Genomic DNA, 14,216 nt, shown 5'->3' with positions numbered 1-14,216 from the left:
CTTCGCAGGCAATAAAAAACCGCCCGGAGGCGGCTGATTGAAAGTGTTTGATCAAATTCCGGACTTAGCGAATGCGAGTGGTTCTAAAGCCTTCATCTGCGCCAGGGTCAGCGGTGCAAAGTTGCGATCAAGCTGCAGCTCGGCGAAGCGCTGGACGCTCAGCCCGCCCTCGCGAAACAGCTTTGCCCGCATCGGGCCGATAGCCACATCCTGAAACGTCGCCGGCTGCTGCTGGAGCCAGTGGTAATAGTCGAGGCTCGCGCTGACTTGCCCAGGGCCATTAGCACCGACCGAAGCCCGCGTAGCGCCCTTGGCGAACATCTCGCTCAGCTTGGTCAGGAATATGAACGTGGTGCGGCAGTTCGGGTGAAACGGCGGTCTTGGCCCGGAATCAACCGGGAATCGGCGACCATCCATAGAGCGACATTGCTGGCTGGTCTTGCTGTCCAGCGTGACGACCATTTCAATTTCGGCCACGATATCCGTGTTGGCCTTGGCCACCTCCATGCGCGCCTGGGACGAAACATGCTGAATCGCCGTGTGCACGACCGTGCTGGCATTGCGGTTGGTGGTGGCCAGGATGCCGTCTTTGTACCCTGCCGCCTTGGTACCGCGAATGTTGCGGATGATCTGGAAGTTCGTCTGCCCTTCGAAGAAGCCCTGCCGGACCTTCCCAGTGACGCGCTCGCGCTCAGCGTTGCTCCAGCCCTTGATGAACGCCTTCAGCAGCTTGCCGCCGCCGGTGCCGCGCACGCTGAATGGGTTCGTCAGCACCGCCGCCCTGATGGCCGCCGCCGTCGGCGCCGCAACGTCCAGTGACACGCCGACCGGCGCCGACCTGGCCAAACTCGTCACCTCGAACTCAGCTTCGTAGTTGGCAATGTCGATCAGGTCGAGGTTCAGCTGCACGCTGTAGCGGTCAAAGATTCCCAGCAGCAGGCTGTCGACCTCCTTCAGCAGCGCCTCCAGGCGCTTGACGTTGTACTCAGTCAGATCTGATTGGGTGAGCCGGTCCCGGATCGACCGGTCAATCTCCTTGAGAAACGGCGCGAACTTGCCGACCTCTCCCGCCTTCAGCTTTTCGAGGAAGACCGCGTGGCGGATCGTGGCATCAAGGATTGCCTGGTTTGCTGCCATTCGGTGTTACCTCATCATCCAGGCCCAGGCCATCGCCCTGCTCTTGAAGCTCGCCGTCGATCTGCTGGTCGGTGCGCTCCGGTGCAATCAAGCCCAGCTTGCGTAGGTAGGACCGCAGATCCGCCTTCGCGAACCCGCCGTTCTGCCATAGGCCAACCAAGGCTGTGATCATTTGCGGATCAGCCGTCAGTTCGACGAACTCCTGATTGACCTGGTACGCGACTTTGTCGGAAACGCCCATGTACTGGCCGCACCAGATGATTGCTCGGGTGTAGGCCTCGCTGACGTTGGCCACACAGCCGGCCAGCACCGATGTGGATGCCGACTGATCGCCGCGCGCCTCGGTTGCCGTCTTGGACGACAGTGACGCCACAACCATGCGGGCGCCCAGCTCGATCATCATCTGGTTCTTGTCGCCCATGGCCTCTTTGACCAGAGTGTTCGGCAAAGGCTGCGCATAGGCGAAAGCGCCACCTGCAGGCAGCAACATTGGCGCCCGAGAGCCGACGTAGACGCCGTTTTTCTCCATGTGGTCGCGCCAGTTTTCATCGAGCCCGGAGATAAATGGCTGCGCTTGGCCACACCAGAAGACGCTGTCTTCATAGTCGGCGCTGTTGCGGTAATGGCCCAGGTTGATCATTGCGATGTCGTACAAGGGCGACTCATCGATGGTCGGGTCGTTGTTCTGTGCCCCGACGAAGGTGAACGGGATTTCCTTGAGGCGCCCGGTGACCCCTTTCGGGGCAAATTCTTTCGTGACTTCAAGCGGCCCGCCACCTCTTGGGCCGGATCGGCGCCAAACCCGACAAACGAAACCGTCCGGCTCAAGAGCAAGCTCGCGGAACTGCTCGACAGCCTTGAACCCGAAGCCGTCCTCAATCTCCAACATCTCACGCAGCACGACCAGAGTCAGCACGTTGTGGCCATTCACCATGCCGGTGCGCCAGTTGATGATGTCCTCGGCGCAGTACGACAGGATCACCGAGTGCCCGCCGGCGCCTTCGTCCTGGTGATAGTCAACGTACAGACCGTGACGGCCCGCCTCGAGCACCTTTTCCAGCGTGCCCTGGGAGTGCTGGTAAATGCTCACGCCGGAACCGTTGGCGTTGTCCTGCAAGTACTCCAGCTTCTTCGGTACGGTCAGCGTCGGGTCTTTGTGGAAGGCCAGGCCCAGCAAACCGTTGCGGGTATGTCCCGTAGCGTTTTTGAACACAGCTCGCTCGCGGTAGGCCTTGTTCCGGTCCACGTTCTCGGGCGACTTGTCGTGTGCATTGATGTACGGCAGGCGCGATACCACCCGGTGCTGGCCGGCGCAGACATCGCGGACGGTTGCCCAGCGGTCTAGCACTTCGATGTAGTCCGCCCGCTTGAAGGAGACGTCGTTGCTCATCGGGCGTATCCCATTTTGATAGAAGTGACGATCGCTTTGATCGGATAACGCTTGGCGATGAAGTAGCCGGCAGCGTCGTTCATGTGGTCGTGCCCCTTCTTCGGATCTTTATCCGGCTCACCCTTGTCGGTGTATGTCTGTCGCTCCAGGCACAAGGTGAGCTGAGGGCACTGATCGATGTTCACCTTCAGGCGGCGTTCGCCGTAGGCGTTCAGGAACATGGAATTGACTGAATTGACCCGGTCTTTGACGCCCGGGCTTGTCGAATCAACGATCACCGTAAAGCCGGCCTTCTTCAGCAGCGATAGGTCCGACTCACTGGCGTTTTTGCTGCTGGTGTTCTGGCCGCTGGCATCGGGATAGACCGCAACTGCGTGGCCCGGGAATCTGGCTTTGATTTTCTCGATCATCTCCGGCGTATCGCGCACCCCGTGGAACTCATCCAGAGCCAGCGGCAGGTCGTCGCGCACGACATAGACGACTGACGCCATCTTCATGACGTTGAAGTCCATACCGATGTGCAGGGCCTCGCCGGGCTTGATTCGCTCGGAGGTACGGCACTCATCACGGCTGAATGTGTAGTAGACGACGCCCGCATAGTTTTCGAAGCCGGCCTCATACTCTTGCCGGAACGTTCGGGGATCCATCTTGCGACGGGCCGCATCCAGTTCCTCCGTGGGTACGTTGCCACCCTGCAGCGATGTGTACTGCCAACTCTTGTGGTCTGGCTCGCCGCCAGGCTTACCATCTAGGTATGTGTCGTAGCAGTGGTTGAAGCCTTTCGGGGTTCCAATGCGCAGCGCGTGACCACCCTTGCGCACCCCCAAACCCGGAATCGTGTACTGACAGGTCGAAAGCATCGGCCTCAGAACTTCTTCCCATGCAGCCCATGGGCAATCCGCCCACTCATCCACCAGGACGAAGAACAGACCAGAGCCCCGCAGGTTGTCGTAGTTGTCCAGTCCAACCACGCGCATGACGTGACCTGACTTCAGCGTGATTGAGCATTCCGTCTCGTTGGGGCGGTGCGAACGCCAGGCTTCTGGGATGGCCTGTTTCAGCCTCCGCCAGAACACACGCTTGGCCTGCTTGAAGGTCGGTGCGCCGTACCAGATTTCATCTTCAACGCTTACGCCCCACTCAGCAGCAAGACGGGCCGCTCGGCGCATCTCGGCCTTGCCCAGGAACGTCTTGCCGAACCGGCGACCACACACAGCATCACGAAAGCGTGCTTCAGGCTGAAACCCCCAGCAGTAAATGTTCGCCTGCTTCGGCGTCAGCTTTACCGGCGGGTCATAGGTGCGGGGTAGTCGGGACATTCTCATCAGGCTCCAGGGTGTACTCAGCAACTGCGTGCTGCTGGTCCGCCTGGGAGCCCAGGGGTTTTTCAGGTTCGATCCGGCGATTCACGTAGACGTCGCCCACTTCTTTGGCGGCCTGCTCATAAAGCTGAGCGGTCAGCGCCAGGTTGCGCATGTTCTCGGCCTTCTCGGCCATTCGACCCAATCCCCTCAGCCTGTAAGCGCGGTTGGCGATCGGGATATCCGCTGTCTCTTCGCGGAATCGCTTGCGGGCGGCATGGAACAGGTCAGCCCAGTTCTTGCCCAACTTCTGCCCGGCATACTTCGTAGGGTCGTGCGTTTCGCACTGCTGTCGAGTGATCTCAATTCCGAATTCTGTCTTGACCGCTGCTACCACCTGGGATGGCGTATCGAAGCAGGCCAGCGCCTGAACGATGAAGGCTTTGACCTCGCTTCGTAGTACTGCCATATGGTTTTCATCCGTCAATACCTGTCATGGAATCAGGCCGACTTGAGCAGACAGGTTCCGCAGGCCCTCGATATGTTCAATTTCCCCACCTCAGCAGGACTGTTTGCAGCATCCACCAACGCTTGAACGTCAGGGCTTGCACCGTAGCGGCGGACCACACCGACGAACTCTTCGACGTCGTGACCGCGCAGCTTCAGTTTGGGTGCGCCTTCTTCGGTGAAGGCTGGTTGACCGTACTTATCGGTCGCCTGGGCGATGTGATAGAGCTCATGCTCAATCAGGGCGCAGAAGTCAGCGTCGGAACACTGGGCGCAGTAATCAGCGGCCAGGGTGATGATGAAGGCCGGCACATCGCCAAACCAATCGCGCATCTGTTGTTCCATCCGGGCCTTCTGCCAACCGCCGGCGCGGAACGCTACCTGCTCGGCCTGGCCCAATACTGTGCGGCCCTGCTTCTCGAAGTGGGACGATGCCCACATAACCCGGATGTCTGCATCCAGTAGATGGGCATGGTCTTCGTTGTGAATGCTGCCGGTGCCGGCAAGAATCTCGGTCTGGAGCCATTCCCATACCTCGGGAGCTGGTATCAGTTGCATACTGAAGCTCGATAGTTCGGACAGCTCAAGCAAAGACGCAGGCGGATATGGCCGCTTCATCGGTGCGCCCCTCTCACTACTAGTTACTGGTCTATGGTTAGGCATCTGATCAACTCATAGAGGAAATTTGAATGATCGAGCGCATCACTGAGAGCTTGGTAATACAGGCTGCCCGGGAATGGGCAGCACGAAAGAACAAAAGTGATGTGACTGCCGCAGCCAACGCAAGCGAAACAATGGCCGCGCTCAAGGTCAAGCTCACCGAGGAAGAGTACGGCCAAGCATTGGAGAAGCTTTATCGCGATTACGAGCAGTCGTAACGCGTTTCAACCCACCATGACGTTGGTCTGCACCTGGGCATGCCCGTGCAACAGAGATACGACCAAGCCCTGAGGCAAGCCAGCATCCTTGGCAGCACTCACCGCCTTGGCGATGGCGCCATCCAGATCGGTCAGCGCCTTGTTGATATCTGCGCCCATCGGTAGAGCGCGGCGCAGGCGGGTGACGTTGCTCATGCCCTTCTCCAATGTCGCGACACGTTTTGTTAATTCTCGAAACGTGTCGCGCTATAGCAGTCAGTTATTCATTTGCTGGCTGATAACGCGCATAATCGGCAATCTCTATTTCTTTGATTTTTATCGAGCAAGACATGCCCACTGACGCAGCCACCGCCATGTCACAGGCACGCGCAAACTACAGGTATCTGGCTGTAGCCCAAGATAAAGCCCACCTTTTAACGCTGAAGAATGGGGCTTCCGGCTATAACCAATCGTTAAAGAGAGCGGGCATTATCAATGAGGAGCAATTGGCTCTCCTGACAGATGAGCTCGAATCAGTGTGCACGACATGGCACGCGTTGCGCTCATAAGCCGGTCCGCTACACCACCTCTGCCAATAAGCACAGAAGAAAAAAACTGCACGCTCCGACTTATGATTTCCGGCGGTCGCTCTCGCCCGGGCCGTGCTTGTCACACGCCAGGCAGTGCTCACAGTTCAGCGTCCGACAGAGCCATACCTTCACCAGCTTCCAGAACGTGACCATGAAGATGTGGCGGGCGCCGGCCAGGGCCAGGGACACATGCAGCGTCAGCCCGGCGGTGGTCGGACCGAAGAAGATGTTCTGGCTTCGGGCCATGACTACAAACCCGCTGATGGCGATGGTCGAGTAAATCAGCTTCCCGAGGATGCCGTCCCTCACCTTCCCGCTCAGTACACACCAGGTGGCCCAGAGCGAGATCAGGCCAACGGCGATGGAATTGATCAGTTCGTAGTTCATGGTGGATTGCCTCCCCCGAACCGCTGGCGAATGAGAGCCCAGAGGTCAGCGGCATTGATCGCTCGATTGACGGCCAGCAGAAGCGAACCGCCGAATGTGCCCAGGAGAAAACCAATCCCGGCAACGATGCTCGGCTCGGTTACGCCAAGGTAGGCGCTCACCATGCCAGTGAGGTAAAGCGCGCAGACAATGCCGGTGAATAGAAACTTGGCCCAGGCACGCCAGTCGGTTAGGTCTTCCTTGTGCCACCAGCTGGCGACGATGGCACCAATGAGGCCCGCGATGACCCACTCGATCTTGTCGAGCAGGCGGTGAAATAGATCCATGCGCTCGACTCCGTGGGTGCATGTTTGAAATAGGTCGGCCCCAGCAGCACTCCCAGCTCAGAGCGATGGGTGTGGTGGAGCTGAAAACGAAAAAAGCCCCGGCAAATGCCGAGGCCTGAACCCTGTCACGTAACCACAGGGCAAAAACAAGTGGCTGCTTATGCAGCCCTTCGCTCCTTAAGGAAGCAGATCGTAAGTCACGCAAGCGCGACTCGGGCTGCTGCTGTTTGCAGTGATCCACAGGCCATAGCCAGGCGGCAGTTGGATCGGATACGAAAGATTCTGAGAGCCACTACCAAGAGTCATCAGGATGGGCTTCCCTGCATAGTCAGAGCCATGCTTCGGAGCCACGGTGCCGGTGATAAGACCGGAAAGCACCGTGCCGCTGACAGAGGCTGTACGAATTACGGCGCCTGTGACGTTGTCAGCTGGCTTGATAATCGCGTCAACGCCATATACGTCCGCGCTGTAGAACTTTGCACCAATAGTAACTGGTTCCATTTTTTCACCTTTTAAGTCGATTGATTGGTCGCGGAGAATTCCGCTTGCATGTCGCTCAGAGGCGATGGATTCGAAGCTCAAGGCTTTCTTGCTGAGCGAAAGGAACTGGTGCCTTCCGCTCAGTTGAAAAAGGCCTTGTCAAAAACGAGACCGAAGAGGGAGTTATGTTCCGTTGTTAAACAGCACACATCACCACTTGTAGGAGAAAACTGTGTAAGGGCCGTACTCGATCAGGAATCGAACAGGCTTGAGTGTCGGGGTATAGCCGAATCGAGCCCAAGCGGGTAGCTCCGCCGCAATCGAAAAACTGCCATTGGTTTGGATGCGGGCGTATGCATTGGGCTGACCCGCCGTACCTGTCTGCCACAGCGGGACGTTGCTCGCGTTGTAAATGACAAAGTTCCCGTCAGTTTGCATGACAGCACGTGTGGCGCCCTTATTCTGTGTCCAGCTCGCCCAAAGAACGCCCAAAGGGCCATTCGATACGACAAGGTTACCGTCAGACTGAAAAATCAGGGTGGTGCCGCCCGAGACATAACGCTTATCGACTTCGAGTGTGGTTCCGGCAGGAATGATGATGGCCGGCTGATCCGGGGTCACGGGGATTGCACTGTTGCTTGCCCAGAATACGGTGGAGTCGATAATTACCAGGTTGCCATCATCCTGCAGCTGCAAATAGGAGCGCTGCGCGGCGATATCAAAATACTTGTCGCCGCCTGGCGGAATGGTATTGGTAGTTTGCCAGATACGCTGTCTCAGAAAGTCGTTAACGACCAGCCCGTAGTTCATAAACACTTCGGGACGCTCTACAGCTTTCCACTTGTAAGTCATCTGGCCGGCGTAAGCACTGCTTGCATCTGCCACCCAGGCAGCTTTATCGCCATCGTACATGACGAGATTTTGGTCTTCCTGAAAAATGAGCCGATAGCGCTTATTCGGCGATTGCAAAAACTGGTTCACGCTCATGACATGGCGCGGGGGCAAAATCGCGGTACCGCTACCTGTGAAGGGGGTCATTGTGTAAGACATAAATTTCACCTATTGAGTCGAATGATTGGTGCGTGCGGCCTTAGCTGCACTCATGTCGCTCAAAGGCGATTGCTCGAGGCTCGTGGCCTTCTCATGATTCAACGTCCCGCATCGGGAACATTTGATCTGGAGCTCGGTAAACTCACCCACGCGGGCGAGAAGTCGTTTGCAATTTCCACATCTGCATTCTTTCAACATCTGCAAATTCCTTTTGCAAATTGCTTTATTCAGGTAACAAAAAGCCCCGAACTTGTCGGGGCTCTGTGCTTTCTGGCGGGCATAAAAAAACCGGCTCTATGGCCGGCTTTTTCGAGTAAGTTGCCGAAGGCAAAATACTAACTATGGGGAAATCATGCCCTCAGCCGTGCGGGAAGTCAAGCAGCCTCTTTCATCTTGTTAATTACCCCGCCAATTGAGCTCAACGCACGAGCGTCAATGTCGTGACAGGCGTCGAAACAAAGCTGTACGAAAGGCGCCCAATCTCTGCCCCATGCGGCGGATGGAAGCTCTACCTCGTACTCCTCTTTCATCCAGGCGCGGAACACTTCCGGCTTGATCAGCGGATCAGGATTGGATGACTGCCCTCCTTGGTGCATGTACCGGTAACGACGAAACACACCCTTGGCGACATACTCGGCCCGCTCCCGCTTACTGGCGGTCATGCGTTCTACCCACGAACAAGCCAGATTGAAAACTGCCTCTTCGGCCTCCTCCTGGTCATCATCGCTCGGCTCGGCCGCATACATGGCGTTGCCGAAGGCGCGCAACTGAAATTGAAGCCGCGCTATCGCTGACTGAATATGACCGGCCAGTGCCCCATGGATCGCCGGATTTGCAGTTGGGCCGCGCTCTGTCTTTTGAACAACGACACCCAACTCTGCGGCGTCCGAAGTTTGGCCAGGAGCCGGATTGTAGTTACAGTCGTGCCATGCCTGGCGCGCGGAATTTATCTTCATGCTGCCCCCTTCAATTCCTTGATTAGTGCCCGGCATTCGGACTTTATGGTCTTCAGTTGTTCAATGGTGTAGCGCTTGGGCTCGTGTGGCCCTTCAAGCCGTTCAACGTTCGCGGCGCCGATCCGCTGTAGGAGCGAGATCCGGTAATTCACAACGTTGCCAGACAGGTGGTTATTGCAGGGAGCGCACTGCTTGTGGACGTTGAGCGGATCGAAGCGCAGCTCCGGGCTCGCTCCCACAGTCCGGTAGTGCCCGGCATGCCACTGACCTTGGTGGTGCCGGCCACAGCTCACACATGGCAGCGCAGCGTCACGCAAACGAATCCACTCGTTGAACACGACCTGGGTTTCGCGCATGTGGTCGGCCCGGGTCTTCAGCTTTTCTTTGCGAACCTTGATCTCGCGACGCCCGACATCCGCCAAGGCTTTGCGCGTGGTTGCCCGCCCCCCTCTCCGACTGCCCATAAGCAATGGCGCACTTGATCTCTCCGCATACGGCTTGGCCATTCCGCGCAGGTACGAACATCATTCGACACTCTGGGCAGCGCTTTCGCCGTGAAGCGCCAGACCTGAGCGGGGTTTTGCGCTGTAGTGGAGTGCGCTTCATGCGTAACTCCCCAACTGATCAGCCGCGGCAAGCGCGTCAGCTTCACTCTCAAAATGCGCAGACAGCACCAACCGCCAGCAGGCGTTGAAGACGTCGCGGTAAAGCGGCTCGAACGCGGTGTCATCCATGTTGGCCCAACTGATCGACTTGGCTTCCTTGCGGATGCCTTCGGGCGTGTGCACCAGGTGGAAGTGGCCGGCCTCGATCGTCACCCATTCACGGAAAGCTTCGCGGGACTTGTCCACGCACTGGAAGCGTTCGGCGCGGGCCGACTCAAGGCCAGAGATGTACGCCGCGACCGCGTGCGACAGTTGCCCTGGCTTGCCGCTCTGCGCTTCGAAGAACTTGGCCAGCCCCCGAATGCCGCGCATCTCCTGGCGCGGGATCAGCCCGCCGACCGGCTCCCAGTATTCCCACGCCAGATCGAGCATCGAGAAGAACTTGCCGTGGAACTTGCCATTGCGCATGCGGGTGAACTTGCCGTGAATGACCTGGCCAGCTTTCCATTTCTGGACGGTTTCACGATCGGCTTCAGTGGCTGGCACAAGGCCCTGGGCCGTGCGTATCAGTGCGAGCTCAGCCATGAGGCGCATCCTCTGCTTCGTCGGCTAGCTTCCCAATGCGTTCCTTCGCCAGATGCACGAGATCGGAATAATCGCTCGCATTCATCGCAGGGACGCAGACGAAAAGCACTCCGGCTTTGGCGAAAGTTTGCGCAGTCTCCATGGACTTATGCAGATCTTTTGGGTGAGTCTTCATGACTGCTCTCCCTTGTCCGTGGCGGCAGCACTCAGCTCGCCCACGACTTCGCAGGCAATTGCGAAGACGGGATCACCAAGCCGGGCGGAATGCATTATTCGCGTCACGGCATCGAGCAGCGCCTCGTTCTGGGCCTTAAGCCGCCCCGCTTCCCGCTGCACAGTTTCCAACTGCGAACGCAGCGCAGCGTTCTCCGCACTGACGTGGCTGAACTGGGTCGCAATGTGTTCTTCCAGCGACACCTGATCTCGCTGCCAGTCGATATCGTCATGGAAATAACCGAAGCGCGCGCAAAGGCTGCGGTGGAAGTTTTTGAAGTCGGCCTTATGCTGGTCGCAGTTCGCCACTAGCACCTGGCAGTCACCACGCAGCGAGCGGATAGCGCGACTTGAAGCATCTTCGGCAAGGCGCTCGTTTTCGGCGACCAAGCCGGCAATGGTTTCAATCGTGCAGACGTCAAACAATTCACCGACGGCCTTACTGAATTCACGCGGGCCATTGCAGTTTTCGGCACGGCAGGCGTCGAGCAGGCGCTTCAGTTCGGTGTGATCACTCATTGCGTGATCCCCTTCAGCAGGGCTTGGAGCTGCTTGAGCTTGCCGGCCGCCTCTGCATTACCTTCGCGCTCGGTTTCGACGGAAAGTGCAACCTCCTCGATGCGGGCGGACAATGCCTTCATGCGCTTGCCGATCTCGTCGGACAGGCTGATCACCTCACCAGAAAGCGCAGCCAGTGCGTCCAGAGCGCCGATCTCGGGCTTTTTGATCGATACTACGGCCTGATTCGATTCCTTCGACATGACTTGCTCTCTCTTCGGTTTTGGGGTTGCTGCCGTACGCTGGAAATGGCCGTTGACCGGTTCGCGGATCAGGCCCTGATCTTTCAGTTGACCAAGGCAGGCGCGCACAGGACGGAACTCGGCACTACTGGTTTTGGCTATGAGCGCGTTGTAAATATCAAGGGCGGTCCAGCACTGCTGGATGGGGACGAACTCGAATACTTTGCGTGCCAGGGCCGTTTGCCCGGCGAGCATCTGCTGCTGTCTTGTTGCGTTCATCAAGCGCCCTCCCCGTTGCCGCGCTGCGACTCCCAGCTGAACAAGATCAGCTTCCCGCCGTTCTCGCGCAGGCGATCCACGACGCGGTCACCCATGTACGTCGGCAACTCATCCCGGCCACGGTTGGAGATCACGATCGTCGGCTTCATGGCTTCGTAACGGGAGTTGACCAGCTCGAACATTACGGTCCGCTCGAACTCCGTGGCGTTCTGCACGCCGACCTCGTCGAGGATCAGCAGGTCCGGTGCCGCGAAGAGTTGGTAGGCCTGCACCTCGTTGTGCGCGGTGTCCCGGTCGAACGATGCCTTGACGTGACGGATCACGGCGCCGGCGGTGACATAGAGCGCAGTCATGCCGAACTCACGCATGACGTGGTTGCCGATGGCGGCGGCCAGATGCGTCTTGCCGGTGCCGACATTGCCCAGGAGCATCAGGCTGCGGCCACGCTGGGCGTGCGCCGGGAAGCTCTCGGCGTATTCGGCGCAGATGGCCAGAGCGCTCTTTTGCCCATGGTTGCCGGCGCGGAAGTTGGTGAAGCTGCGCTCAGCGAAGCGTGGCGGAATGCAGGACCGGCCAATCCGGGATTCGATAGCGCGCCGAGCGTTCTCGCGAGTCAACGCCTCCTGCTCGACACGATCGGCTTCAACTCGTTTTTCATCAGCACAGAGCTGGCAGCCAGACCACGCCGCCGAGCGAGCCTTGCCAAGACCAGTCAGGAAGTCTGTGAATTCGCCGTGGGCTGGGCACTGGCGCTTCTGCGACTCCAGGATCTGGCCGAACACGCCGATGACGCTCACGATGTTAGATGCGATACGAGCCATCGGCATTCACCTCAAGATTCGCAGCGTGGTCGATCTGGTCCAGTTCGGTGTGGCGGGACTTGCTCGGGAACTGGTGCACATTGCTGGTGGTCTTGACCTCGTCCTCCCAGCGCTTGCCGTTGAGCCAGGTTGTCGGGTGCGGGACGTACTTGCCGTCCTCCTTGGTCCAGTCAATGCAAACGACCTGCTTTGCCAGGCCCCCGACGATTTCAGTGAACAGGTCGTCGGTGATTTTGAGTTTCATCCACGACTTCAGAGCATTGGCCTTGCCCACCTTCAGCGGGTAGAGCGCCCAGAACTTCGAGAAGAGTTCTTCCTGCTCGCTTGCCGAGCAAGTCTTTTGATCTTGTTCTTTCTTCTCTTCTCTACTCTTCTCTTCTCTGGTCCGCTTTTTGTCCGCATCACTAGCGGACATTTTTAGGACAGGTTCACCATTACGAGAGTTGCGCTTGCGCTCATTGTCGTTCGCGCGGCGCTTTGCACTCTTGCCGTTGTGCTCGTCAAAGCGAGGCATTACAAGGCTTCCGGTGTCATCGAGCGCGGCCCATTCGACGTCGATCATGGCCTGAGTGAAGCCAGGCCAGCCGATTACGGCATCCATCGCATCGGTGGTGTAACCGACCAGCACGCCATCATCACAATGGGTGTCGAAGATGCTCCAAGCGATGTGCAGTCCGCCGATGATCCGAAGTCTGTCCGCTTGCAATGCGGACACCATGCGGAAAACTTTCGGATGTGTTTGAAGATCTACGCGCATTTTGATCCAGTCTCCAGCCATTACGCGGCTTCCTGTGTGAAGGTGTGCGCGTCGTAACGCTCGACAGCACGAACGGCCAGCTTGAGCTTGCGCTTGGCGGCGTTGGCGGCTTGGCGAGCGTTGCAGCGGGCGATATAGAGGTGACGAGTCGCTTCGATGACCGGAAGGAACTCTTCGGCTTCCGGATTGATCGGACGGCGATCGTCAAAGGGGCGGCCATGCTCTTCGAAGAAGTCGGCATAGCGTTGATCCAGGCGGCGCTGAGCTTCGGCCAGATCGTCGATGGCGCGCTGATGGGCCATTGCGCGATCAGCAACACGAAGTGCCAGTTGAAGGCGTTCGGTGGTGATCACAGCGGACCTCCGAGCAGATCGGCTTCACGGCGCGCCCACAGAGTCTGGAGCTTGGTCAACCCCTTGCCGGTTACACGCGGAGTGGAAACGATCGTCTTGCCGTTCTCGGGGTGTTCAAAGGTGCTGAGCTTTGCAGTCAGGTAGCCGGATTCAATCTGGCTCTGCATCGGTTCGTTTTTGCGGATGGTGACCCAGCGGCGCTGACGCAAAAACGCCATCAGGCGGTTCTGGCCGGTTCCGATCAGCTTTGCGGCCTCGGCCACCGAATAGGTTTCGTGCGTGACGGTTACTGCGTCGAAGAAAGCTGTCTTCGGCGCGTCGGCGGCGACCTTCTGCTCGAGCATCAGGTTTTCGTGGGAAAGCTCGGTGTTGTCCGCTTCCAGGGCAACAACCTTCTTCACGTTGTCAGTGAGCAAGGCCAGCAAGGTGCGTGGATCATTGAGAGCGGCGGCGTAGTCGAAGGCTGGCTTGGCGTGAACTAGGCGCCAGAAGCCTTTAACGAGGCGCTTCTTGAATTCGCGAACAATCGCGCTGTTGCGCATATAGGTAAGGATCAGCGTCGACTGCTGCTCGTTGAGGAGAGCGAATTCTGTGGGGCGCCCTCCTGTACTTTCGGATTTGAAATCCAGAAGTCCGAACTCTTGAAGATCGGACTGGTAGGTACGGGCAAGCTTGATAACGCTGGCGTGATCCACTTCACAGCCTGCAGCGATGGCGAGAGTGGTTGTGACCGCCTCACCATCTACAAGGCTAACGATTTCGGTACGCGACACGTTTTCAGAATTTACAAAACGTGTCGCGACATGGTTCGGGGTATTGCCGGTGTTGAGTTGTGTGTGCATACTCGGCTCCACAAGTTGTGTTGCTGTTGAAAAAGCCGGG

22 protein-coding genes and 1 pseudogene are annotated in these 14,216 nt (G+C 58.1%); 2 read left to right on the top strand and 21 right to left on the bottom strand.

Annotated elements, in window-relative coordinates; translation table 11 throughout:
* Window positions 1–51: 51 nt before the first annotated feature.
* The 5 genes from POF45_RS01055 to POF45_RS01035 are packed head-to-tail and all read right to left on the bottom strand — an operon-like array spanning window position 52 to window position 4,953.
* Window positions 52–1,137, bottom strand: coding sequence for a minor capsid protein (locus POF45_RS01055; RefSeq protein WP_282314800.1), 1,086 nt, complete (start codon window positions 1,135–1,137; stop codon window positions 52–54).
* Window positions 1,112–2,527, bottom strand: a complete 1,416-nt coding sequence (locus POF45_RS01050; RefSeq protein WP_282314799.1) for a DUF4055 domain-containing protein — start codon at window positions 2,525–2,527, stop codon at window positions 1,112–1,114. The genes POF45_RS01055 and POF45_RS01050 overlap by 26 nt, the downstream gene beginning before the upstream one ends.
* Window positions 2,524–3,846, bottom strand: a complete 1,323-nt coding sequence (locus POF45_RS01045) for a phage terminase large subunit family protein (protein ID WP_282314798.1) — start codon at window positions 3,844–3,846, stop codon at window positions 2,524–2,526. Before POF45_RS01045 ends, POF45_RS01050 begins: the two co-directional genes overlap by 4 nt.
* Window positions 3,821–4,297 (bottom strand): DUF2280 domain-containing protein, encoded by a 477-nt coding sequence (locus tag POF45_RS01040; RefSeq protein WP_259494425.1) that lies wholly within the window; start codon window positions 4,295–4,297, stop codon window positions 3,821–3,823. The genes POF45_RS01045 and POF45_RS01040 overlap by 26 nt, the downstream gene beginning before the upstream one ends.
* Before the next feature lie 32 nt (window positions 4,298–4,329).
* Window positions 4,330–4,953 (bottom strand): putative metallopeptidase, encoded by a 624-nt coding sequence (locus tag POF45_RS01035; protein WP_282314797.1) that lies wholly within the window; start codon window positions 4,951–4,953, stop codon window positions 4,330–4,332.
* A gap of 71 nt (window positions 4,954–5,024) precedes the next feature.
* On the opposite strand from POF45_RS01035, the gene POF45_RS01030 reads away from it, so the two are divergent.
* Window positions 5,025–5,213: a hypothetical protein gene (locus POF45_RS01030; RefSeq protein WP_259494429.1), complete on the top strand. Its 189-nt coding sequence runs from the start codon at window positions 5,025–5,027 to the stop codon at window positions 5,211–5,213.
* Window positions 5,214–5,219: 6 nt separating this feature from the next.
* Here POF45_RS01030 and POF45_RS01025 read toward each other — a convergent pair whose 3' ends face one another.
* From POF45_RS01025 to POF45_RS01000, 6 genes are all read right to left on the bottom strand, one after another.
* Window positions 5,220–5,408 (bottom strand): hypothetical protein, encoded by a 189-nt coding sequence (locus POF45_RS01025; protein ID WP_282314796.1) that lies wholly within the window; start codon window positions 5,406–5,408, stop codon window positions 5,220–5,222.
* A gap of 413 nt (window positions 5,409–5,821) precedes the next feature.
* Window positions 5,822–6,169, bottom strand: coding sequence for a hypothetical protein (locus POF45_RS01020; RefSeq protein WP_282314795.1), 348 nt, complete (start codon window positions 6,167–6,169; stop codon window positions 5,822–5,824).
* Window positions 6,166–6,495, bottom strand: coding sequence for an MFS transporter (locus tag POF45_RS01015; protein WP_282314705.1), 330 nt, complete (start codon window positions 6,493–6,495; stop codon window positions 6,166–6,168). The genes POF45_RS01020 and POF45_RS01015 overlap by 4 nt, the downstream gene beginning before the upstream one ends.
* A gap of 177 nt (window positions 6,496–6,672) precedes the next feature.
* The gene (locus POF45_RS01010; RefSeq protein ID WP_282314794.1) at window positions 6,673–7,077 is read right to left on the bottom strand and encodes a hypothetical protein; all 405 of its coding nucleotides are present in this window, start codon (window positions 7,075–7,077) and stop codon (window positions 6,673–6,675) included.
* Window positions 7,078–7,185: 108 nt separating this feature from the next.
* Window positions 7,186–8,025 (bottom strand): putidacin L1 family lectin-like bacteriocin, encoded by an 840-nt coding sequence (locus POF45_RS01005; protein ID WP_282314793.1) that lies wholly within the window; start codon window positions 8,023–8,025, stop codon window positions 7,186–7,188.
* A 9-nt stretch (window positions 8,026–8,034) separates the two neighbouring features.
* Entirely contained in the window at window positions 8,035–8,175 is a 141-nt protein-coding gene (locus POF45_RS01000) for a Com family DNA-binding transcriptional regulator (RefSeq protein ID WP_282315982.1), read from the bottom strand.
* Between POF45_RS01000 and POF45_RS00995 the strand changes: the two genes are divergently transcribed.
* Window positions 8,119–8,364, top strand: coding sequence for a hypothetical protein (locus POF45_RS00995; protein ID WP_282316044.1), 246 nt, complete (start codon window positions 8,119–8,121; stop codon window positions 8,362–8,364). The two genes, POF45_RS01000 and POF45_RS00995, sit on opposite strands and share 57 nt — an antisense overlap.
* Window positions 8,365–8,399: 35 nt before the next feature.
* Here POF45_RS00995 and POF45_RS00990 read toward each other — a convergent pair whose 3' ends face one another.
* The 10 genes and pseudogenes from POF45_RS00990 to POF45_RS00945 form a co-directional block, all read right to left on the bottom strand.
* Complete coding sequence (locus POF45_RS00990; RefSeq protein ID WP_282314792.1) at window positions 8,400–8,981, bottom strand: hypothetical protein; 582 nt, start codon at window positions 8,979–8,981, stop codon at window positions 8,400–8,402.
* A pseudogene (locus tag POF45_RS00985) lies at window positions 8,978–9,587 on the bottom strand (recombination protein NinG). Before POF45_RS00985 ends, POF45_RS00990 begins: the two are co-directional and overlap by 4 nt.
* Window positions 9,584–10,171 (bottom strand): DUF1367 family protein, encoded by a 588-nt coding sequence (locus tag POF45_RS00980; protein WP_282314791.1) that lies wholly within the window; start codon window positions 10,169–10,171, stop codon window positions 9,584–9,586. Before POF45_RS00980 ends, POF45_RS00985 begins: the two are co-directional and overlap by 4 nt.
* Window positions 10,164–10,346: a DUF1382 family protein gene (locus POF45_RS00975; RefSeq protein WP_282314790.1), complete on the bottom strand. Its 183-nt coding sequence runs from the start codon at window positions 10,344–10,346 to the stop codon at window positions 10,164–10,166. Before POF45_RS00975 ends, POF45_RS00980 begins: the two co-directional genes overlap by 8 nt.
* Complete coding sequence (locus tag POF45_RS00970; RefSeq protein ID WP_282314789.1) at window positions 10,343–10,903, bottom strand: hypothetical protein; 561 nt, start codon at window positions 10,901–10,903, stop codon at window positions 10,343–10,345. Before POF45_RS00970 ends, POF45_RS00975 begins: the two co-directional genes overlap by 4 nt.
* Window positions 10,900–11,403 carry a hypothetical protein gene (locus POF45_RS00965; protein WP_259494444.1) on the bottom strand — a complete coding sequence of 168 codons (504 nt, stop codon included), beginning with the start codon at window positions 11,401–11,403 and terminating at the stop codon, window positions 10,900–10,902. The genes POF45_RS00970 and POF45_RS00965 overlap by 4 nt, the downstream gene beginning before the upstream one ends.
* Complete coding sequence (locus tag POF45_RS00960) at window positions 11,403–12,224, bottom strand: ATP-binding protein (protein ID WP_259494445.1); 822 nt, start codon at window positions 12,222–12,224, stop codon at window positions 11,403–11,405. The genes POF45_RS00965 and POF45_RS00960 overlap by 1 nt, the downstream gene beginning before the upstream one ends.
* Window positions 12,205–13,002, bottom strand: a complete 798-nt coding sequence (locus POF45_RS00955) for an LvrA C-terminal domain-related protein (protein ID WP_259494447.1) — start codon at window positions 13,000–13,002, stop codon at window positions 12,205–12,207. Before POF45_RS00955 ends, POF45_RS00960 begins: the two co-directional genes overlap by 20 nt.
* Window positions 13,002–13,334 carry a hypothetical protein gene (locus POF45_RS00950; RefSeq protein WP_282314788.1) on the bottom strand — a complete coding sequence of 111 codons (333 nt, stop codon included), beginning with the start codon at window positions 13,332–13,334 and terminating at the stop codon, window positions 13,002–13,004. The genes POF45_RS00955 and POF45_RS00950 overlap by 1 nt, the downstream gene beginning before the upstream one ends.
* A complete protein-coding gene (locus tag POF45_RS00945) occupies window positions 13,331–14,176 on the bottom strand; it encodes a phage antirepressor KilAC domain-containing protein (protein ID WP_282314787.1) in 846 nt (281 codons plus the stop codon). The genes POF45_RS00950 and POF45_RS00945 overlap by 4 nt, the downstream gene beginning before the upstream one ends.
* Window positions 14,177–14,216 lie beyond the last annotated feature (40 nt).

The sequence above is a fragment of the Pseudomonas fungipugnans genome (assembly GCF_029955235.1).
Taxonomy (GTDB): Bacteria; Pseudomonadota; Gammaproteobacteria; order Pseudomonadales; family Pseudomonadaceae; genus Aquipseudomonas; species Aquipseudomonas fungipugnans.
This window is presented reverse-complemented; position numbering and strand designations above follow the sequence as displayed.